Source organism: Sphingomonas arvum (genome assembly GCF_026013565.1).
Taxonomy (GTDB): Bacteria; Pseudomonadota; Alphaproteobacteria; order Sphingomonadales; family Sphingomonadaceae; genus Sphingomicrobium; species Sphingomicrobium arvum.
Window position 1 is genome coordinate 70,266 of the sequence record NZ_JAPDOB010000002.1, and the last position, 18,593, is coordinate 88,858.

21 protein-coding genes and 1 tRNA gene are annotated in these 18,593 nt (G+C 68.3%); 13 read left to right on the plus strand and 9 right to left on the minus strand.

Translation table 11 applies throughout. The annotated features are described in order from the left end of the window. Positions 1-18 precede the first annotated feature (18 nt). Both OMW55_RS07790 and OMW55_RS07795 read left to right on the plus strand, forming a co-directional pair. On the plus strand, positions 19-951 hold the full coding sequence (locus OMW55_RS07790) for a ribose-phosphate pyrophosphokinase (RefSeq protein ID WP_264882177.1): 933 nt from the start codon (positions 19-21) through the stop codon (positions 949-951). Between the two features lie 11 nt (positions 952-962). Next, positions 963-1,613 carry an SDR family oxidoreductase gene (locus OMW55_RS07795; RefSeq protein WP_264882179.1) on the plus strand — a complete coding sequence of 217 codons (651 nt, stop codon included), beginning with the start codon at positions 963-965 and terminating at the stop codon, positions 1,611-1,613. A gap of 1 nt (position 1,614) precedes the next feature. On the opposite strand, the gene OMW55_RS07800 is transcribed toward OMW55_RS07795, so the two are convergent. Further along, positions 1,615-2,040 carry a VOC family protein gene (locus tag OMW55_RS07800; protein ID WP_264882180.1) on the minus strand — a complete coding sequence of 142 codons (426 nt, stop codon included), beginning with the start codon at positions 2,038-2,040 and terminating at the stop codon, positions 1,615-1,617. Positions 2,041-2,182: 142 nt separating this feature from the next. Between OMW55_RS07800 and rpmI the strand changes: the two genes are divergently transcribed. Continuing rightward, positions 2,183-2,386, plus strand: coding sequence for a 50S ribosomal protein L35 (gene rpmI / locus OMW55_RS07805; RefSeq protein ID WP_029941637.1), 204 nt, complete (start codon positions 2,183-2,185; stop codon positions 2,384-2,386). Between the two features lie 14 nt (positions 2,387-2,400). After that, positions 2,401-2,772 carry a 50S ribosomal protein L20 gene (rplT, locus tag OMW55_RS07810; protein ID WP_264882183.1) on the plus strand — a complete coding sequence of 124 codons (372 nt, stop codon included), beginning with the start codon at positions 2,401-2,403 and terminating at the stop codon, positions 2,770-2,772. Positions 2,773-2,843: 71 nt separating this feature from the next. Here the strand turns inward: rplT and OMW55_RS07815 are convergent, their stop codons facing one another. From OMW55_RS07815 to OMW55_RS07830, 4 genes are read right to left on the minus strand one after another with little or no spacing between them, the layout of a single operon-like run. Then, entirely contained in the window at positions 2,844-3,518 is a 675-nt protein-coding gene (locus OMW55_RS07815; protein ID WP_264882184.1) for a fimbrial biogenesis chaperone, read from the minus strand. Between the two features lie 8 nt (positions 3,519-3,526). Then, entirely contained in the window at positions 3,527-6,016 is a 2,490-nt protein-coding gene (locus tag OMW55_RS07820; RefSeq protein WP_264882185.1) for a TcfC E-set like domain-containing protein, read from the minus strand. Further along, a complete protein-coding gene (locus OMW55_RS07825) occupies positions 6,013-6,543 on the minus strand; it encodes a hypothetical protein (protein WP_264882187.1) in 531 nt (176 codons plus the stop codon). Before OMW55_RS07825 ends, OMW55_RS07820 begins: the two co-directional genes overlap by 4 nt. A gap of 17 nt (positions 6,544-6,560) precedes the next feature. Then, positions 6,561-7,115, minus strand: a complete 555-nt coding sequence (locus OMW55_RS07830; RefSeq protein ID WP_264882189.1) for a hypothetical protein — start codon at positions 7,113-7,115, stop codon at positions 6,561-6,563. 263 nt (positions 7,116-7,378) lie between these two features. Here OMW55_RS07830 and OMW55_RS07835 point away from each other — a divergent pair, with 263 nt between their 5' ends. Beyond that, complete coding sequence (locus tag OMW55_RS07835) at positions 7,379-7,708, plus strand: hypothetical protein (protein ID WP_264882190.1); 330 nt, start codon at positions 7,379-7,381, stop codon at positions 7,706-7,708. 7 nt (positions 7,709-7,715) lie between these two features. On the opposite strand, the gene OMW55_RS07840 is transcribed toward OMW55_RS07835, so the two are convergent. Beyond that, positions 7,716-7,790: transfer RNA gene (locus tag OMW55_RS07840), tRNA-Gly, on the minus strand. A 151-nt stretch (positions 7,791-7,941) separates the two neighbouring features. On the opposite strand from OMW55_RS07840, the gene OMW55_RS07845 reads away from it, so the two are divergent. Continuing rightward, positions 7,942-8,850, plus strand: coding sequence for a tetratricopeptide repeat protein (locus tag OMW55_RS07845; protein ID WP_264882192.1), 909 nt, complete (start codon positions 7,942-7,944; stop codon positions 8,848-8,850). Next, positions 8,847-9,485: an LON peptidase substrate-binding domain-containing protein gene (locus OMW55_RS07850; RefSeq protein WP_264882193.1), complete on the plus strand. Its 639-nt coding sequence runs from the start codon at positions 8,847-8,849 to the stop codon at positions 9,483-9,485. Before OMW55_RS07845 ends, OMW55_RS07850 begins: the two co-directional genes overlap by 4 nt. A 3-nt stretch (positions 9,486-9,488) precedes the next feature. Here the strand turns inward: OMW55_RS07850 and OMW55_RS07855 are convergent, their stop codons facing one another. Next, a complete protein-coding gene (locus tag OMW55_RS07855; protein ID WP_264882195.1) occupies positions 9,489-10,706 on the minus strand; it encodes an FAD-dependent monooxygenase in 1,218 nt (405 codons plus the stop codon). Positions 10,707-10,823: 117 nt separating this feature from the next. Between OMW55_RS07855 and OMW55_RS07860 the strand changes: the two genes are divergently transcribed. The 4 genes from OMW55_RS07860 to ribA all read left to right on the plus strand — a co-directional run bounded on the left by OMW55_RS07860 (position 10,824) and on the right by ribA (position 15,908). Beyond that, positions 10,824-13,163, plus strand: coding sequence for an FtsK/SpoIIIE family DNA translocase (locus OMW55_RS07860; RefSeq protein ID WP_264882197.1), 2,340 nt, complete (start codon positions 10,824-10,826; stop codon positions 13,161-13,163). Positions 13,164-13,261: 98 nt separating this feature from the next. Next, complete coding sequence (locus OMW55_RS07865) at positions 13,262-13,888, plus strand: LolA family protein (RefSeq protein ID WP_264882199.1); 627 nt, start codon at positions 13,262-13,264, stop codon at positions 13,886-13,888. 215 nt (positions 13,889-14,103) lie between these two features. Beyond that, positions 14,104-14,895, plus strand: a complete 792-nt coding sequence (locus OMW55_RS07870) for an exodeoxyribonuclease III (RefSeq protein ID WP_264882201.1) — start codon at positions 14,104-14,106, stop codon at positions 14,893-14,895. Further along, positions 14,892-15,908 (plus strand): GTP cyclohydrolase II, encoded by a 1,017-nt coding sequence (gene ribA, locus OMW55_RS07875; RefSeq protein ID WP_264882202.1) that lies wholly within the window; start codon positions 14,892-14,894, stop codon positions 15,906-15,908. Before OMW55_RS07870 ends, ribA begins: the two co-directional genes overlap by 4 nt. Positions 15,909-15,912: 4 nt before the next feature. Here ribA and OMW55_RS07880 read toward each other — a convergent pair whose 3' ends face one another. Continuing rightward, entirely contained in the window at positions 15,913-16,569 is a 657-nt protein-coding gene (locus tag OMW55_RS07880) for a YggS family pyridoxal phosphate-dependent enzyme (RefSeq protein WP_264882205.1), read from the minus strand. Positions 16,570-16,592: 23 nt separating this feature from the next. Between OMW55_RS07880 and OMW55_RS07885 the strand changes: the two genes are divergently transcribed. Further along, on the plus strand, positions 16,593-17,129 hold the full coding sequence (locus OMW55_RS07885) for a thiamine phosphate synthase (RefSeq protein WP_264882207.1): 537 nt from the start codon (positions 16,593-16,595) through the stop codon (positions 17,127-17,129). Positions 17,130-17,236: 107 nt separating this feature from the next. Here OMW55_RS07885 and OMW55_RS07890 read toward each other — a convergent pair whose 3' ends face one another. Then, a complete protein-coding gene (locus OMW55_RS07890) occupies positions 17,237-17,962 on the minus strand; it encodes a porin (RefSeq protein ID WP_264882208.1) in 726 nt (241 codons plus the stop codon). Positions 17,963-18,148: 186 nt separating this feature from the next. Between OMW55_RS07890 and OMW55_RS07895 the strand changes: the two genes are divergently transcribed. Then, complete coding sequence (locus tag OMW55_RS07895; RefSeq protein WP_264882211.1) at positions 18,149-18,580, plus strand: DUF3576 domain-containing protein; 432 nt, start codon at positions 18,149-18,151, stop codon at positions 18,578-18,580. Positions 18,581-18,593 lie beyond the last annotated feature (13 nt).

Below are 18,593 nucleotides of genomic sequence, written 5' to 3' on the forward strand. Positions count from 1 at the left end.
GCAAAGGGGCTCCCATCGATGAAACTGCTGGCCGGCAACTCCAACCTGCCGCTCGCCAAGGCGATCAGCGACTATCTGGAGCTGCCGCTCACCCGCGCCAGCGTCCGCCGCTTCGCGGACGAGGAAATTTTCGTCGAGATCCACGAGAACGTCCGTGGCGAGGACGTCTTCCTGATTCAGTCGACCAGCTACCCGGCCAACGACAATCTGATGGAGCTGCTGATCTGCATGGACGCGCTGCACCGCGCGTCGGCCAAGCGGATCACGGCGGTGGTGCCGTACTTCGGCTATGCCCGGCAGGACCGCAAACCCGGGCCGCGCACCCCCATTTCGGCCAAGCTGGTTGCCAACCTCGTCACCGTTGCGGGTGCCGACCGGGTGCTGTCGGTCGACCTGCACGCGGGCCAGATCCAAGGCTTCTTCGATATTCCGACCGACAATCTGTTCGGCGCACCGGTGATGAGCGCCGACATCCAGGCGCGCTTCGCCGACCGGCCGATCACCGTCGTCTCGCCGGACGTCGGCGGCGTGGTGCGTGCGCGCAGCTTGGCCAAGCGGCTCAACAACGCGCCGCTGGCGATCGTCGACAAGCGCCGTGAGCGGGCCGGCGAGTCCGAGGTGATGAACATCATCGGTGATGTTTCCGGCCGCTTCTGCGTGCTGATCGACGATATCGTCGATTCGGCTGGCACGCTGTGCAACGCGGCCGCCGCGCTGAAACAGCAGGGCGCAACCGATGTTGTGGCCTATGTCACCCACGGCGTGCTGTCCGGCGGCGCGGCCGCGCGAGTCGCGGCGAGCGAGCTGACCGAGCTGGTCGTGACCGACTCCATTTTCTCCGGCGAGACGGTCGAGCAGGACCGCATCCGCCGCCTGACCATTGCCCCGCTGCTGGCCGAGGCGATCCGGAGAATTGCCGACGAGTCGAGCGTTTCGAGCCTGTTCGACTAGGAGGAGCCACCATGCCGAGAGTGCTTGTGACCGGGGTCAATCGCGGCCTCGGGTTGGAGTTCGTGCGCCAGTTCGCGGCGGATGGCTGGGACGTGGTCGGCACGGTGCGGACCGATGCGGGCGAAGCGCGGGAACTGGGCGCGGAGGTTCGCCAGCTCGACATGAGCGACCTGGGCGCGGTCGCTGCCTTTGACCTCGACGGACCGCTCGACCTGCTCGTCGCGAACGCCGGCACCTATGGTCCGCGCGATGCCACCACCTCGGACGAAGCGCGCGAATGGCTTGATACATTCGCCGTCAACACGGTTGCGCCATATCTCCTGGCGCAGCGCGTAGCGGAAAACGTGCGGCAGTGCGGCGGCAAGCTCATCGCGGTCAGCACCCGCATGGGGTCCCTCGAGGACAATAGCGGCGGGGGCTTTCTCGCTTATCGCTCCAGCAAGACGGCATTGAACATGGCCTGGCGGACGCTGGCGCTGGCCAACCGCGACGTGGCCTGCGCCGTGCTCCATCCGGGCTGGGTGCAGACCCGCATGGGTGGTGCCAACGCGCCAGTGCAGCCGCGCGAGAGCATCGCGGGCATGCGGCGGGTGATCGATGGGCTGTCCCTTGAGGACTGGGGCGAGTTCTTCGACTATCGCGGGGAGCGCGTGCCCTGGTGAGCTAGGTGGGCGCCTTCACCGGCGCGCCGATCGACCAGCGATGGCCGAAGGGGTCCTTGAGAACGCCGTAGCGGTCGCCCCAGAACTGGTCCTGCAACGGCATCTCGACCGCCGCGCCGGCGTCCAGCGCCTGCTTCCACACAGTGTCGGCGTCGGCGACCTGCAGGTGCAGCGTGACACCGTTGTAGGGGCCGACACGGTGATCTGGTCCGACATGTTCCGGGAACTCGTCATGAAGCATGAGCGAGCCACCGTTGACGATCAGATGCGCGTGCATCAGCCGGCCATCTTCGCTTGGCATGCGTGCCAGCTCCCGCGCGCCGAATGCGGCCTTGTAGAAGTCCATCGCCTCCGCCGCGCGGCGGTCCGGGATGCTGAGGTGCGGGGTGACGCCATCCGCCGGTCCCTGGTTCTCCGTCCGCGCCATCGAGCGACTCTCCTTGCCAGAAGCGCACCGTGCCGCTATTGGCGCGCGCTTTCCAGCCTCATGGAAAAACGAACGGCCCGGCCAGTGAGGGCTGCCGTGGCAGTTCGAGAAACTCGCGCCCGAGCGGCGCAAAGGAGAGAAAATGCCCAAGCTCAAGACCAAGAGCGGCGTCAAGAAGCGCTTCAAGCTCACGGCGACTGGCAAGGTGAAGCACGGCGTGGCCGGCAAGCGTCACCGGCTGATCAGCCATAACGCCAAGTACATCCGCCAGAATCGTGGCACCGAGGTTCTCGCCGACGCCGACACGGCGCGCGTGAAGCTCTGGGCCCCGTACGGCCTGAAGTAAGGAGCGGATAGACAATGGCACGCGTCAAGCGGGGCGTAACCACGCGCTCCAAGCACAAGCGGATCCTGGATCAGGCGAAGGGCTATTACGGCCGCCGCAAGAACACCATCCGCATCGCCCGCCAGGCAGTTGAGAAGGCTGGGCAGTACGCCTACCGCGACCGCAAGGTGAAGAAGCGGAGCTTCCGCGCCTTGTGGATCCAGCGCATCAACGCCGCGGTTCGCGCCGAAGGGCTGACCTATGGCCAGTTCATGCATGCGCTGAAGCTCACGGGCGTCGACCTGGACCGGAAGGTGCTGGCCGACATGGCGATGCACGAGGGCGCCGCGTTCAGCGCGCTGATCGCGCAGGCCCGGACGGCTTTGCCGGAGCAGGCGTCCGCCTGAGGTCGAAGGCACGACCGAACAGACAAAGAAGGGCGCTCCGGGAGACCGGGGCGCCCTTTGTTGTGAGAGGCCTAGAAGGACTGGCGGTTGCTGCCCGCTGGGCTGACCACCGCATAGTCGACGCTGGCGCCGGCGGGCACGTCGACCCGCCACTCGGCCCCGGCATAGAGCCGCTTGGCCGGCAGTTCCTTGCAGTCCGCCTTGCCGCGGCAAGCCTTGCCGGCGGCCAGCTCGACGCTGGTGCCGCCGTCGTTGCGGATCACCAGCTGGCTGCCCTCACGGTGGCCGCTCAGGTGCCCGGGAGCGTTGCCCGGCCGGACCAGCACCAGCACGTCGTAGCCGATCAGCAATTTGAGCCCGGTGACGTTGGTCTCGATCGAACCCACCGTCGGCTTCACCGTCACCCGGTACACCCGCTCCCGCGCGGGGACGCCGCCGATGGGCGAGATGCGCAGCAGCTTGCGCTGGCCCGGCTCCAGGATCAACCGCGCCGGGGTGACCAGCAGCCCCAGCTTCTCGGGATCGCGCTCCGCCACGCGGCGCTCGGCGGCGGTGCCCGGCCCGATCACCTCGGCCGGCTCCACCACGACATAAGCGCGCTCCTTGTCGTTGTTCCAGATTTCGATGTCGCCACGCGCCGCCTTGCCCGGCGCAATGTCGACGACCAGTTGGCTGAGCACGATCTCCGCGGTGGCGGCCTGGGGCGCCAGCAACAGGGCCGCGGTGAGAAGCGAGGGACGAAGCATAGCCTTGATCATGAGCAGGTTACCGTTCCAAGCGAAAGATAGTCCTTGTCGGCGCCGCCGGCGGGCAGCGGGACCGAGCAGCGGCGGCCGTCCGGCCGGGTAAACGCGAGCGTCCGGGGGGCCTGCCGGTCGAACTGGAACCAGCCGTCCGCGCCGCTGACGTCCTCGGACGTGCCCCCATCGAGCCGGGCGTTGCCAAGCGGCTGCCCGCTGGCATCGACCAGGCGGCCAAACAGAGTGAGCAGCTTCTGCGCATCCCACACTGCATGTTCGACGTTGCCGGGATAGAGGGTGACCTTGCGGGGTGCGGGGTCGAAGTCGATCGCACCGCTGTCGAGCGGACGCAGCTGGATCTGGTAGGTGCGGTACGGCGATAGGTAGAGCGGCAGGCTCCCACCGCTGCGCAGCCGTCCACGGGGCACCCCGTCCACCAACAGCTCGAACGCGCCGGCGCGACCGCGGACTGTCGCCACCAGTGCGCTTTCGGCCAGCTCCTTGCCACCCAGCGAGAGGGCTCCGCCGGTGACCGCGCCCCCCGACTGCAGGCTGAGCGCGTAGCCGGTTTTACCGCCGAGCCGCCGGCTGAGGTCGGCGCGGGCGGTGCCCAAGCGACTTTGGAGCATGGCACTGCCGGTGACACTGGTGCCGGACGATTCGCGGTTGAGACCGGCGCCGAGGGAGAGGCGGCTGTCCTCCCATGGCTGCGTGTCCCATTGGACGCCCGTGTTGCCGATCGAGCGCCGCTGGGCCGAGCTCCCCCGCCTCCCAAGGGAGGTTCCGCCGCTGCTGATCGTCGACAGGCCGCCGCGCATCATCAGCAAGCGCGCGCCGACGAAGCCCGATAGCCCGCCGCCGGTCTTCTGCGCGTCGGCCAGCACCGTGAACTGCAGGCCGGGCAGCTGCACCAGCCGCCAGGCGACGTTGGGCCCGACGCTGAAGTCGCGGGCCGGGCCGTTGCCGCCGCGGAAATAGCCGCTGACCTGCAAGTCCAGCCGGCCGAGCTGCATACCCAGGTTGCCGGTCAGCTGCGTGTAGCTTCCGACCAGCGGCTTGCTGCGGACCAGGGCGCCGCCGAAGCTCTCCCCGCTTGCGGTCTCGGGCAACAGCGGCTGGCCCGACCGGCTGTTGACCCGGCGGAGGTCGAAGGTGAACTGGAGCTGGCCCGCCTCGGCCGATCCCAGCTGGAGCAGAGCCCCGCTGTCGCCATCCGTGCTGCGCAGGGCGGCGGCGCGCAGGCGGGCAAAGCGGGTGACCAGGAACAGGCCGGCCTGGCCGAGCGCCTTGGCCTGGGTGCCTGTGACGCTGCCCTCCACGCCTAGCGCCTGGGCGAGGCGGACGTTGGCGCCGGCCGCATAGTAGAAGCGGCGATCGAGGCTGATCGGGCGGCCCTTGCGGCTGTCAGCCAGCAAGCCGGCGACCAGGTGGAATAAGGGCCGGCCGAGCGGCGCCATCTCGGCGCTGCGGACGAAGAAGCGGCGTTCTTCGCGGACCGGGCCGCCGCCTTCCTGGATGCGCAGCACCAGATTGTACGAACCGCTGGGCAGGACGGAGGTGTCGAGCAGCGTGTTGCCGGCCTCGTAATAGCGAGCATCGACCAGTCGGCCGTCAACCAGCATCTCGACGCGCGCGGGCTGGCGCAGGAACAGGGTCAGCGGCGTGCCCTGCAGCCGTTCGCGGTCGGCGCGGGTGTCGAGCTGGGTCTCGAACCCCAGCCCGAGCACGCGCCGTTCCCCGGTGAAGTCGTTGCCGGGCGCCCAGAACAGGCCGCCGGAGAACCGCTGGTCGGGGCGGTCGAACTCGGCCACCAGGTCGTCGACCAGCAGGCCGAAGCCGGACGCCAGCGCCACGTTGCTGCGCACCCGGCCGGCGCCCCAGCCGAGCACGTTGCGGGACTGGAGATGGTAGAGCGGCCGCTCGTCGGTACGGCCTGACATGGTGAGGCCGAGCGCGCTGGCGAGCGACGGGCCGCTGGTGGGTGCGGGGAGGAAGCCGCTGGCGCCGATCGCCACCGCCTTCAGTAGCCGGGCGCCGACAAACAGGTCGATGCGCAGCTGGCCCTCGTCGGCGATGATCGCGGCGGTGTCCGTGTTGATCGCGCCGCACGCGGTGCTGTTGAGCTTGCCGCAGACCAGTTCGGCGTTGGCGTCCAGCGGTCTGGCCAACGCCGCGATCAGCGCGGCCGGGTCGGCGAGGTTGGGAACCAGCGCCGCGGCCGCGGCGGGGTCACGGAAACGGATGGTGCCATGATCGCTGACGACGTTGACCTCGCCCAGCCGCTGGCCGCCGAGGTGCAGGTCCATGACGAGTTCGTGCGGGCCGTCCAGGGCGGCGAAGTCGGCGGGAGCCGTAATCCGCACTTCAAAGCTGGTGCTGTTGCTGGACGACGCGTTGGTCGCCGTGGTCGCCGTGGTCGCCGCCAACGCTGGGGTGGGCAGCGCCACGAGGGCACTGCCGCCGAGCAGCAGGGTGCGGAAGCCGGGACGACGCCGCGGCGTCATTCGGCGCTCACGATCACGGTCAGGGTGCCGGTGTAGGTGCCGCTCAGCGCGGCCTGCAGCGAGGTTGCGCGAAGCATGACGATCAGGCTGGCCGAGGCAAGCGGTCCGCTGCTGCAGTTGGCCTGGGTCGCGTTGGTGGTAAGGCCGCTCAGCGTGACGTTGGGCTGGAGAATGGTCCCGGTGGTCCGGCCGGGCAGTGCGGCCCATTGGACCTCATAGCCGAGCGTGGAGCCGGCGCCCGTGAGTGTGAAAGCGCCGCCCGCCCCGCTGCCGGACGCGCGGACGTTGTAGCCTGGGGTCGCCTTGGCGCTGTAGACGCAGATGTCGCGCGCCATCGACTGGTTGGCCGACAGGTTGGTGATCAGGCCGAAGTTATAATCAACGAGATTGCCGATCTTGATGAACTTCTCCTGCGCCGCGGCCGGGGCCGGAGTCAGGCCGGCAGCGGCGAGGGCAAGGAGAAGGCGGGGCAGCCGGGAGCCGCCCCGCCTCTGCCGGTTCCGCACTGGCGATCGTTCAAGCGCCATTTACGGAACCCGTCCGATCACTCGGGCGCGACAACAAGCGTGAGCGTGCCCGTGTAGGTCGCACCCGCCTGCATGTTCTGCAGGTTGGTGGTGTCCATGCGCACGATCAGGCTGGCGCTCTTGATCGGGCCCGACGAGCAGGTCGGAGCCGTGGCGAGCGAGGCCTGGCCCGCCAGCGTGCTGCCGTTGGTCAGCGCGGTGCCCGCATTCGCGCCCGCCGCCTGGTTCCATTCGACGCTGTAGTCGACGTCGGTCAGGCCGCTGCTGGCGAGCTTGAACGCGCCGCCGGTGCCGCTGCCGCTGGCCGTGATCTTGTACTTGCGGCCGGCGGTGTTGCTCCACACGCAGACGTCCTGATTGTCGGCAATGGCCGCGCCGGGATCGACCGCGGAGAAGGTGACGTTGCGCAGGCCGCTGATCTGGACCCGGCCAGCGACGGAGGCGTTGATCGCGACCGAGCCGGTCGAGGTAGTGCCGAGCGAACCATCGGTGGCCGCATTGGCGGTGCCGGCGGCGGCGGTGGCGAGCAGAAGTGCGACCGGCAAGCGCCGGACGAGGCGATTAGAGAACATGTATTCCCCCAGAACCATTGGAAGGGATCGCCCGGAATGGATGATCCTGGTCCATTTTGACCCGATCAGCGGTTAAATTAGTCTCAATCACGCTCCTTATCGTTGCCAGGCCGCTGAAAAGGCTGGCTTCCGGCTTCGCCAAAGAAGGTCGTTCACCTTCCGCAGGCAGCCGAATCGATGGGCAAGCGTTACAAGAATAATGGTTAGCGACGCGTAAACCCTGCTGCTCTTCTATGATGGGCGGGGGGCTGCTGGAGGTGCACATGATGCGCAGCGCGGCTCGGGCGGCAATGGCCGCCATGGTGCTGATGACGAACGGAACGGCGCTGGCCGCCGATGGGCGACTTGGCCCGACATCGAGCACGTCCCTTTCCATCCGGGTCAGCGTGGCGCCGCGGGCGTGGCAGGCGAACAGCGACACGCTGTGCGTCGCCGGGCCGCCGGCCGGCTTCTCTCTCCGCCCTGACCAAGGATCGGCGCCGCTGCGCTGGCGTGTGGATGAGCGCGGCGCCTGCGCCGCTCGCGCCACGCAGCTACGTCTGGACGACGCCTCGACAGGCGTTTCGACGATCTTGCTGGTGGTACCCGAATAGGGACCGCTGGAGCGGGCGAAGGGATTCGAACCCTCGACCCCAACCTTGGCAAGGTTGTGCTCTACCCCTGAGCTACGCCCGCTCTGGCGTCAGGCCGGAGATACCGGCCGGGTGAGGCGGCGCAGCTAGCAGGGGTGCGTGGGGCACGCAACCCCTTCTCCGCCCAACCTTGCGGCTCGCCTCCCCGGCGCTCATATGCGCCCTGTCTTATTCACGGCAGGACAGGTTTTCACGTGGCCACACTGGGTCTCAGCCCCGACGAGCGCGAAGCGATCGCCAAGTTCCAGAGCGAGGTGCTGCAGCCCTCCATGACGTCGCTCGTGATCCTGGATTTCTGGGCGGAATGGTGCGGCCCATGCAAGCAGCTCGGCCCAGTGCTGGAAAAGGTTGCGGCCGACTATGCGAGCAAGGGCGTCAAGCTGGTCAAGGTGGACGTCGATAACGACAAGGTGATTGCCGCCCAGTTCCAGATCCGGTCCATCCCGACGGTTTACGCCTTCTTCGGCGGGCAGCCGGTGGCCGACCTCACGCCCTATCGCAGCGAGGGGCAGCTGAAGCGCGTGCTGGACCAGCTGATCGGCCAATTGGGCGTCAGCGGCGAGGAGCAGGCGCTAGAGGCGGAGATCGACCCGCTGATCGCCATGGGCGAGGAGGTGCTGGAGGGCGGCGATGCGCCCCGCGCCGAGAACATCTTCCGCCAGATCGCCGAGATGGCGCCTGAGCATCCGGAGGTGGTCGGCGGCCTAGCACGCGCGCTGCTGGCGCAAGGCCGGGCCGACGAAGCCGCAGCGCTGCTCGACGGGGCGTCCGCCGAGGGGGCGAAGGACCCGGCGATCGCCCGGGCACGGGCGGCGCTGGCGCTCGCCGGCGCGGCACCGGCCGGAGAAACTGCGGAGCTCGAACAGCGGATCGCCGCCAATCCGGACGACCATGAGGCCCGCTATGAGCTCGCCGGCGCGAAAATGGCGTCCGGCGACCGAGACGGCGGCGCCGATGCGCTGCTGGAGATCATTCGGCGGGACCGCGAATGGAACGATGGTGCCGCCCGGACCCGTTTCCTGCAGCTGCTCGAGGCCAGCGGGCTGGAGGATCCGTGGGCGCGTAACCAGCGCCGGCGCTTGTCAGCGTTGCTGTTCACATGAGCGGGTCGCCGCTGAGGCTGCCGATCTTTCCGCTAGGCGGCGCGATCCTGTTCCCGCGCACCCAACTTCCGCTGCACATATTCGAGCCGCGCTATCGATCAATGATCGAGGACGCTTCGGCGGGGGCGGCGCGGATCGGCATGATTCAGCCGCTCGGGTCCGGGGACGATCCGCAGCATCCGCCGTTGTACCGCGTCGGCTGCGTTGGCGAGATCGTCGGCATGGAGGAACTGGAAGATGGGCGGTTCAATGTCGTGCTGCAGGGCTCCAGTCGTTTCAAGCTGATCGCGGAAGCGGATGTTGGAACCCCTTATCGGCAAGCCGACGTCGACGCGGACGCGTTTGACGATACGGAGCCGGAGCCGCTCGGGCTGGCGCAGCGGGCGGAGGTGGAACGGGAAGCGCGGCGCCTGGGCGACGCCATGGGCCTGACGGTCGACTGGGACGCCGTGAACCGGCTCGACGACGAGATGCTGGTCAACGCCATCGCGCAGGTCGCGCCATTCGACTTCGGTGCCAAGCAGGCACTGCTCGAAGCTGCCGCGCTGGCCGACCGAGCCGACTTGCTGGTCCAATTGATGCAATTTCTGCGCATGGCGGTCGGCGGCGGCGACGCGAGCCCGCGCTTGCACTAAGTCTCAGATCGGCAGGCCGCGCAGCAGCAGCGGCAGGTCCCCGCTGGTTCCTCGTGCCTCGCCGTTGAGCTTGTCCTTCAGCGGCCCCAGGCGGTCGACCAGGCCCATGCCAAATCGGCGCACCGCCGAGGCCGTTCGGCCCGGGATCCCGTAAAGGCGGGTGAGGCTGTCCGTCGCCAGAGCGACGGACAAGGTATCGAGGCTCCGCCAGCGCTGGTAGCGGGCGAGCAGCTGGGCGTCGCCAAGGTCCAGCCCCAGGCGTGCGCCATCGACTAGCACTTCGGCCAGCGCCGCGGCATCGCGAAAGCCGACGTTGACGCCTTGCCCTGCGATCGGATGCAAGGCGTGCGCCGCGTCGCCGACCAGCGCCAGCCGTTCGGCGGTGATCTGAGCCGCATGGTGGAAGCCCAGCGGATAGGTCGAACGCGGCGCCACCATCCGCACGGCGCCCAGGAACCCGCCCATGGCGACTCGCGCCTCGGCCGCGAAGTCTGCGTCCGACAGGCTCATCCACCCGGCCGCGTCGGTGCGCGGAACCGACCAGACGATCGCGGAGCGATGGCCGCCGTCGGCAAGGTCGCTCATCGGCAGCAGCGCGAACGGGCCGGAGGGGAAGAAGATTTCGTAGGCCACGTCGTCATGCGGCAATTCGTGCGCCAGCGTCGACACAATTGCGGCATGGTCGTACTGCCAGCGGGCGAGACGGATCCCGGCTGCCTCGCGGGTCGGCGAATTGCGGCCTTCGGCGACGACCAGCAGCGGGGCCTGCAGCTCCCGCCCGTCCTGCAACCGGATCGCCACGCCATGCTCGCCCCGCTCAATGGCTCCAGCCTGGCTCTGCCACAGCAAGTTGATGGAGTGCCCCGCTTCCGCCCGCGCCCGCAGCGCGGCTCGAAGATGCCGGTTCTCGTGCATGTGGCCGAGCGGCTCGTCGGGCTCCGCCTCGAACGTCAGACCGCCGGGCGCGAGACCGTCGGCAACCTGTATTTGCCGGATGGGACTACCGGGCTCGGGAAAGTGGTTCGCCACGCCGGTCGCTTGGAACATCCGCATCGACGAGGACGAGATCGCGCTGGTGCGCCCGTCGAATCTCGCATCCTTGCGGAGGTCGGGATCGGCGGGATCGACAACAATGCTCCAAATGCCGCTGCTGTCGAGGGCGGCGGCCAGCGCCAGCCCGACCAAGCCGCCGCCAAGGATGATCACGTCTGCTCGGGTCATGGCGACGCTCTGTCACTCCCTCCGGTGAATCGCAATGCGGCCGCTGGGCCGTCCTTGACCCCGGACTCCGCGCTCAGGCACAATGACGTCATCATTTGGGTGCGGGGATTTGAGAACATGGCAACGGTGGCCGGACGGGCGCAGCGGCGCGACCTGGAGCCCGACTGGCGCGACCGGCTGGCGGACACGGTGCGTCAATTTACGCTGCGCACGTTCGGCGGGTTGCTCCTCGCGCTGAGCCTGGCGCTGGCGGTGGCCCTGCTCACGCACCGCTCGACCGACCCGAGCTGGAGCACCGCCGCCGGTGGCCCGGCCGAGAACTGGCTCGGCAGCGCCGGGGCTTTTGCCAGTGACGTCCTGCTACTCTTCCTGGGGATTGGGTCCCTGCTCCTGCTGCCGGTCATCGGTCTTGCCGGCGTGCGCCTGTTGCGCGGCCAGTCGGCCGGTCGGATCGGACGGGCCCTGCTGGTCGGCAGCATTGGCGCCGTGCTGCTGGGCGGCGCGCTTGGCCTGACCGCCGGCTCCGCCGTGTCCGGCCTACCGGGCGGCTGGGGCGGCGCCCTGGGCCTGGCCGGTGCGCATGGGATCGAGTTCGGGCTTGAGCAGATCGGTGATCCGGCGATCGCCGCGCCGGTTCGCCTGGCGCTGATCGTTATACTTGGCTTGGCCGGGCTGGCGCTTGGTGGCCTGGCACTCGGCCTGCGGGAGGACGAGCGAGGGTGGCTCGCCGACCGCTTCCGCCGGCCGGAGGGTTCTGAGCGGCCGGTCAAGCCGCGCAAGACTGCAGAGCCGCGTGCACGGCGATCGGAGGAGGCGCTCGCGGCACCGCCTCGTTCCCGTCCGGAGGTTGCGGTGTCCGAACCGTCCGGCGCGCTGCAGCCCGCAAGGGGCAAGGCGGACAAGGGTGCGGCGCGGGGCCAGCAACAGAATCTAGCGCTGGGGGACAGCTACCAGCTGCCGCCGATCGACCTGCTCACCGCAGCGCCGGAGAGCGGCCGCCAGCAGGTCGACAAGGCAGGTCTCGAGCGCAACGCGCGGCTGCTGGAAAGCGTGCTGGAGGACTTTCACGTGCGTGGCGACATCGTCGAGGTGCGCCCGGGCCCTGTCGTGACGATGTACGAGCTGGAGCCAGCGAGCGGCATCAAGGCGAGCCGGGTCATCCAGCTGGCCGACGACATCGCACGCAACATGTCGGCACTATCCGCGCGCGTGGCAACCATCCCTGGCCGCAGCGTCATCGGCATCGAACTGCCCAATCAGAAGCGCGAGATGGTCTCCCTGCGCGAGCTGATCGCAAGCCAAGCCTTCGAGGACCAGGGGATGAGCCTGCCGCTCATCCTGGGCAAGAACATCGCCGGCGATCCGGTGATTGCCGACCTCGCCCCCATGCCGCACCTGCTGGTCGCCGGCACCACCGGCTCGGGCAAGTCGGTCGGCCTGAATGCCATGATTCTGTCGCTCCTCTACCGGCTGACGCCCGACGAGTGCCGGATGATCATGATCGATCCCAAGATGCTGGAGCTAAGCGTCTACGACGACATCCCGCACCTGCTGTCGCCGGTGGTCACCGAACCGGCCAAGGCTATCCGCGCGCTGAAGTGGGCGGTGGAGCAGATGGAGGAGCGCTATCGCATGATGGCGAGCCTCGGCGTCCGTGCGCTTAAGAGCTTCAACGAGAAGGTGCTGGACGCCAAGGCGCGCGGGACCAAGCTCGGACGGCGTGTGCAGACCGGCTACGACGCCGACAGCGGCCAGCCGCTCTACGAGACGGAAGAGCTCGAATATGAGGTCCTGCCGCAGATCGTGGTGGTTGTGGACGAGCTCGCCGACCTGATGATGACCGCCGGCAAGGAGGTCGAGTTCCTGATCCAGCGCCTGGCTCAGAAGGCGCGCGCCGCCGGTATCCACCTGATCATGGCGACTCAGCGGCCCTCGGTGGACGTCATCACCGGCGTCATCAAAGCCAACCTGCCGACACGCATCTCCTTCCAGGTGACCAGCAAGATCGACTCCCGCACCATTCTTGGCGAGCAGGGCGCCGAGCAGCTGCTGGGCAAGGGCGACATGCTCTACATGCCCGGGGGCAAGCAGATCCTGCGCGTGCACGGGCCGTTCGTCAGCGACGAGGAGGTCCGGGGCATCGCCGAGCATTGGCGGCGGCAGGGGACGCCCGACTACATCAAGGCGGTCACCGAGGAGCCGGAGGACGGCGGCTACCTGCTCGACGGGGCGCCGGAGGGCGACGACGATCCCGACACGCAGCTCTATCGCAAGGCAATCCAGATCGTTGCGGAGAGCCAGAAGGCGTCCACCTCCTACCTCCAGCGGCAGCTGCGGGTCGGGTACAATTCCGCCGCTCGGCTAATCGAGCGAATGGAAAAGGACGGCCGGGTCGGCCAGCCCGACCATGTGGGCCGGCGCGAGGTGCTGATGGACATGGACGGGCACCCGCTCTGAACGCCGGCGGCGACCTGAACGGCTCGGAACCGGGCAGTTCAGAGCGCATTCAATGGCCGACTGCCACCCACGCGGTGAACCTCTCGTCAGGAGTGACCATGATCTTCATTATCCGCTCCGCGCGCTTTCTCGCGTTCGTGGCTGCCGTTGCGCTAGGCGGTACTGGCAGCGTAGCACTGGCGCAAAGCGACGCCGGGCTTGCCCAGGTACAACGCTCGCTCGCCGCCACTCAGTCGCTCAGTGCCAACTTCATACAGACCGACCAGCGCAATCGCTCGCTTCGAGGCACACTGCAGCTCAAGCGTCCCGGAAAGGTGCGCTTCGCCTATGGAAGCGGGGCCAACATGCTGATGGTGGCGGACGGCAAGCGGCTGACCTTCATCGATTATGACGTTGGTCAGAAATCGAGCTGGGGCATCGCCAACTCGCCTCTGTCGGTCCTGCTGTCGCCGCAGCCGAACCTGAACCGCATCGCCCGTACCATTGCCTCGGGCGACCCGCGGGTGGTGCTGGTCCGTGCGCGGGACGCACGGCGACCCGAGTTCGGCACCATCATCCTGGCCTTCGCCAAGAACGGGACCGCGCCCGGCGGCTTGCAGCTGGAGGGCTGGACCGCGATTGACGCGCAGAACAAGCGTACCACGGTGAAGCTGGACGGCCAGCGGTACAACGTACCCGTGCCCGATGGCGCGTTCACCTACGCGGAGCCCAAGCGCCGGAAATAAAAAGAGAAAACCTGTATCTAAAGTGCAACTGTTCATCTCCCCGACAGGCGCGTTCGCTTAATGGGAATCCCGATCGCTGGCTGAGCCGGGGTTTCCCCCTGTTACCCGGGCGCATGGCGATCACCTCGCGTGACGAACGCTTGGTCGGCCCTCGCTCCATGCCCCCGGAGCGGGGGCCTTTGCGTATCGAGCCTGTGAGCGGCTAGGGACATGGCGTGACGACGCTCAAGATTGCATCCTGGAACATCAACTCGGTCCGTGCGCGCGCCATCATCGTGGAGCGATTCCTGTGCGAGGAGTCGCCTGACGTCCTCTGCCTGCAGGAAACCAAGGCGCACAACGACGTCTTCCCGGCCGACCTGTTCAACCGGCTGGGCTACACCCATCATGCGCTGAACGGCCAACGCATGCACCACGGCGTTGCCATCCTGTCGCGCGTCCCGCTGCAAGAGCATGGCGCGCATGACTGGCAGGACAATGGCGAGGCGCGGCACATCGGCGTCCGCCTGCCAGGCGGCGTTCGGCTGGAGAACGTCTACGTGCCCGCGGGTGGCGACGTGCCCGATCGCACCGTTAATCCCAAGTTCGGGCAGAAGCTCGACTTTATAGGGCGCATGACTCGCTGGTCGGAGGGCCTGAGGGAGCCGACCCTGATCGTCGGCGACTTCAACGTGGCACCGCTGGAATGCGATGTGTGGAGCCACAAGGCGCTGCTGGATGTCGTCAGTCACACGCCGATCGAAGTGGAGGCGTTGGGCGCACTGCAATCGGCGCACGGCTGGGTCGACCTTGGCCGGCAGTTCATCCCCGCGCCGCAGCGTTGCTTTACTTGGTGGAGCTACCGCTCGCCCGACTGGACGCGCAACGACCGCGGGCGCCGGCTCGATCACATGTGGGCCAGCCCCAGCCTTGCTCCGCAGGCGACTGCCCATGCCGTGCACGAGCCGTGCCGCGCGTGGGAGAAGCCATCCGACCACGTACCGCTGGTGGTCGAGCTGTCGCTTTGAGCGAGGTTCGGGCGGCCATCAACGCGCTCAAGGCTGGCCGCCCGGTGCGGGTGGGCACCCTGGCAATCACATCCGTGGAGACGGGCGCGGACGGCGGCGGCGAACTCCTGATCAGCGGCGAACGGGCGGCGGCGCTCGGCCTTGCCCAGGCGCGCGAGGCCGCCGACCCGCATCGCCCGGTTCTGATCGAGCGGAGCCCGTGGCTGGACGAAGCCGCGGTGCGTCGGCTGGTTGATCCCAGCCTGGACTTCAGCCGCGGCCCGGCCGGACCGCTGCAGCCGCTTCCGCTACGAACGCCGACCGACTCCTTCGCTGCAGTGGTCCTGACCCGCCTCGCCGGGCTGCTGCCTGCGCTATGGGTCGGGGGAGAACGCCAGCCTGACGTCGAGATCGCAGCCGGTCTCGTCCTTGCCGCCCGCCGCCGCACCGCCGTCACTCTCGCCGCCCGCGCTCGCCTGCCGATCGACGGCATCGACGCCGATACCCAGATCGCCGTCTTCCGGGCGGCGGAGGACGGCAGCGAGCATCCGGCGGTAGTGATCGGCGCCCCTGCCGGCAGCGCACCGTTGGTCCGGCTGCACAGCGAGTGCCTGACCGGGGACGTGTTCGGCAGCCTCAAGTGCGACTGCGGACCGCAGTTGCACGCTGCGCTCAAGCTGATCGCCGCCGAGGGCGCCGGCGTGCTGCTCTACCTACGAGACGAGGGCCGCGGCATTGGTCTCGCCAACAAGATTCGTGCCTACCAGCTGCAAGATCGCGGCCTCGATACGGTCGAGGCCAACCAGCGGCTCGGCTTTGCCGACGACGAGCGGGATTATGCGCTGGCGGCGGCGATGCTGCGGGCGCTTGGACTGCACGAGGTGCGCCTGCTGACCAACAATCCGGGCAAGGTGCGCGGTCTGGAGGATGCCGGCATCCGCGTGGTCGAGCGGGTCGCTCACCACATGCCGGCGAACCCGCACAATGCCGATTATCTCGCCACCAAGCGGGCCAAGAGCGGCCACTTGGCCTGAGGCGTCATTCTGCGAAGAGGGCCGTCCCGACCCGCACCGCCGTCGCCCCGAGCATCACGGCTGCCCGATAGTCCCCGCTCATGCCCATGCTGAGCCCCGCCACGTCGTGCCGCCGCGCGAGCTTCGCCAACAGCCCGAAGAACGGCGCTGGCTCAGGCCCGGCCGGCGGGATGCACATCAGGCCGGCCAGCGGCAGCGGCGATGCGCGGACCTGGTCGAGGAACGCCGGCAGCTCGTCCAGCGCGATGCCGCCCTTCTGCTTCTCCTCGCCGATATTCACCTGAACGTATACCTGCGGGAAGCGCCCGATGCGCTCGCCGGCCTGCACAAGTCCGTCGAGCAGGCTCGTCCGGTCCAGCGAGTGGACGACGTCAAACAGCTCCACCGCTTCGTGCGCCTTGTTCGACTGCAGCCGCCCAATGCAGTGCAGGCGCACGTCGGGGTAGGCGGCCCGCAGCTGGGGCCACTTTGCCTGCGCTTCCTGGACCCGGCTTTCGCCAAAATCGCGCTGGCCCGCCGCCATCAGCTCGGCAATCTGCTCAGCGGGGCGGGTCTTAGACACGGCAACAAGGGTCACCTCATCGGCGTCGCGGCGTGCAACCCGGGCAGCGGCCGCAATGCCGTCGCGGATCTGTTGAAGGCGGGAGGGAGCGTCGGTCACGCCGCGCTGCTATAGCCCGGCGCATGACCACGCAACGCTGGCCTACCGCCTGGCTGATGACTGATGAGCGTCTGGCCGATCGCCTGTGGGACGCGCTTGCGGCCGTTGCGGATTTCGGTGGTGGCGTCATGTTCCGACATCATGTCACGCCGGCTGACGAACGCCTGCTGCTGGCGCGGCGGGTGGCGGAACTGGCGCAGCGGCGCGGGCTAACGCTCGGAATCGCCCGCGACGCGGTTCTGGCGCGCGAGGTGGGAGCCGACCTGGTGCATAATCCCGTTGGTGATCAACTGGAGTTGCCTTCGTCGCGTTCGGTGCACGGGGAGGCAGAGGCCCTCCACGCGGCGGCAAGCGGCGCGGCGCTGGTGTTCGTTTCGCCAATATATCCGACCCGCTCCCACCCTGGTGCGCCAGCTTTGGGTGCGGAGAACGCCACGCGGTTAGCGCGCATCGCTGGGGTGCCCGCCTATGCGCTCGGCGGGATGGATGCGCGGAAGTGGCCCAAGCTCCAGCGATTGGGCTTTGCGGGTTGGGCCGGTGTCGATGCTTGGCTCAATTGAAGAGGCAGGCGGTAGTCGTGGCTGCGCGAAACTGGCCGGCCTTCAGCCGCGCATCGCGCCGCTCCGTCCACGCTTTCGTGTCGTCGGCGCCGCGCTCAACCCTTCAGCTAGAACTTGAACGCGGTTCCGATGTAGACCGCCTGGCTGTCGCGACGCTGGTCAGAGAAGGTAGCCAGCTTCTCGCGCTCGATTCTGTAGCGGACGCCGCCGGTCACCGCGACCCGGTTCGAGATGTTGTACGCGCCGCCGACATCCAGCGCATAGCTGTTGCTGCTGGCTAAAGCCGCGACCTGCCGATCGGTCCGATCGGCGCTGGCGGCGACCCGTCCGGTGAACCTGCTAAGGTTATAATTGACACCGACAGTAGCGCCCTCGCGGCTGCCCAGCGCGGGAGTTTCGGCCTTGGCCTTGGCGACATCGCCGGTAACGGCGAAGCGGCGCCAGCCCACGGCGACACCAAGGTTATAGCTGGCGGGTGCCAGGCTGACACCCTCGCTGACCGGGTGGGTAGCCACGTCGCGGGCCTGAAGCGCTGCCTGCACCGGCGTGTTGGCGCGCGCCCGCACGGCGACCCGCACCTGGCTCGGCCGGCGCTTCGCCGCGGCCGGCGTGAAACCGAAGTCGCTGGCGAGTGCCGGACGGCTGGCGAGGGCGGCCGCGAGCCGCGGATCGGCCTGGGCCGGAGTAAAGCTGCGCTCGAAGCTGACCGCGACGGCGGGCGGCTTGCCGCTCTTGGCGGCGGGCGCTGCGATCACAACCGACGCGGGCAGCAGCAGACTGGCCGCGGCCAATGCCACGGCAGCGTTCCGCTTGCTGTTCACGCCCCAATTCATCTTCGCGCCACTCTTCCTGTGAAGAGGATATAGCCCCGGCTAGATGAATGTTCCACGACGGTGCCCAGTTCGTGCCGCTATGTGACATTGAATCCACAAAAGTGCCGTTGCGCGGGCCCGCTTGCCCCTCTTGCGCGACCATCTATAACGCCGCTCAACCGCTCCGTTCCAAGGCAGGAATCTCCGATGGTCCGCAAGATTGTTACCGCCGCGCTGATCCCGGTTGCGCTGCTCGCCGCTGGCTGCACGCGCAACCGCGACGCGCCGACCCGGCTGGCGCCGGCCCGCCTGACCTCAATCGGGGTCAACACCTACCTGTGGCGCGCGGCCATTGACACGCTCAGCTTCGCTCCGCTGATCACCGCCGACAGCAACGGCGGCGTGATCGTCACCGACTGGTACGCCAATCCGAACGCGCCGGGCGAGCGGGTCAAGCTGACAGTTTCCATTCTCGACCAGGAGCTTCGGGCCGATGCCCTGCGCGTCGCCGCCAGCCGCCAGGTCAACCAGGGCGGCCAGTGGGTCGACGCCCCGGTCAGCGCCGCCACCGTGCAGAAGCTGGAAGACATCATTCTCACCCGGGCCCGCGACATCCGTCGCGGCACCATCGCCGGCTAAGCCCACGGAGCAA

Excerpts from the sequence above, each read along its gene's own strand:
- OMW55_RS07790 (WP_264882177.1), top strand. The coding sequence starts at position 19 with ATGAAACTGCTGGCCGGCAACTCCAACCTGCCGCTCGCCAAGGCGATC.
- OMW55_RS07795 (WP_264882179.1), top strand. The coding sequence starts at position 963 with ATGCCGAGAGTGCTTGTGACCGGGGTCAATCGCGGCCTCGGGTTGGAG.
- OMW55_RS07800 (WP_264882180.1), bottom strand. The coding sequence starts at position 2,040 with ATGGCGCGGACGGAGAACCAGGGACCGGCGGATGGCGTCACCCCGCAC.
- rpmI (WP_029941637.1), top strand. The coding sequence starts at position 2,183 with ATGCCCAAGCTCAAGACCAAGAGCGGCGTCAAGAAGCGCTTCAAGCTC.
- rplT (WP_264882183.1), top strand. The coding sequence starts at position 2,401 with ATGGCACGCGTCAAGCGGGGCGTAACCACGCGCTCCAAGCACAAGCGG.
- OMW55_RS07815 (WP_264882184.1), bottom strand. The coding sequence starts at position 3,518 with ATGCTTCGTCCCTCGCTTCTCACCGCGGCCCTGTTGCTGGCGCCCCAG.
- OMW55_RS07820 (WP_264882185.1), bottom strand. The coding sequence starts at position 6,016 with ATGACGCCGCGGCGTCGTCCCGGCTTCCGCACCCTGCTGCTCGGCGGC.
- OMW55_RS07825 (WP_264882187.1), bottom strand. The coding sequence starts at position 6,543 with ATGGCGCTTGAACGATCGCCAGTGCGGAACCGGCAGAGGCGGGGCGGC.
- OMW55_RS07830 (WP_264882189.1), bottom strand. The coding sequence starts at position 7,115 with ATGTTCTCTAATCGCCTCGTCCGGCGCTTGCCGGTCGCACTTCTGCTC.
- OMW55_RS07835 (WP_264882190.1), top strand. The coding sequence starts at position 7,379 with ATGATGCGCAGCGCGGCTCGGGCGGCAATGGCCGCCATGGTGCTGATG.
- OMW55_RS07850 (WP_264882193.1), top strand. The coding sequence starts at position 8,847 with ATGAGCGGGTCGCCGCTGAGGCTGCCGATCTTTCCGCTAGGCGGCGCG.
- OMW55_RS07855 (WP_264882195.1), bottom strand. The coding sequence starts at position 10,706 with ATGACCCGAGCAGACGTGATCATCCTTGGCGGCGGCTTGGTCGGGCTG.
- OMW55_RS07860 (WP_264882197.1), top strand. The coding sequence starts at position 10,824 with ATGGCAACGGTGGCCGGACGGGCGCAGCGGCGCGACCTGGAGCCCGAC.
- OMW55_RS07865 (WP_264882199.1), top strand. The coding sequence starts at position 13,262 with ATGATCTTCATTATCCGCTCCGCGCGCTTTCTCGCGTTCGTGGCTGCC.
- OMW55_RS07885 (WP_264882207.1), top strand. The coding sequence starts at position 16,593 with ATGACCACGCAACGCTGGCCTACCGCCTGGCTGATGACTGATGAGCGT.
- OMW55_RS07890 (WP_264882208.1), bottom strand. The coding sequence starts at position 17,962 with ATGAATTGGGGCGTGAACAGCAAGCGGAACGCTGCCGTGGCATTGGCC.
- OMW55_RS07895 (WP_264882211.1), top strand. The coding sequence starts at position 18,149 with ATGGTCCGCAAGATTGTTACCGCCGCGCTGATCCCGGTTGCGCTGCTC.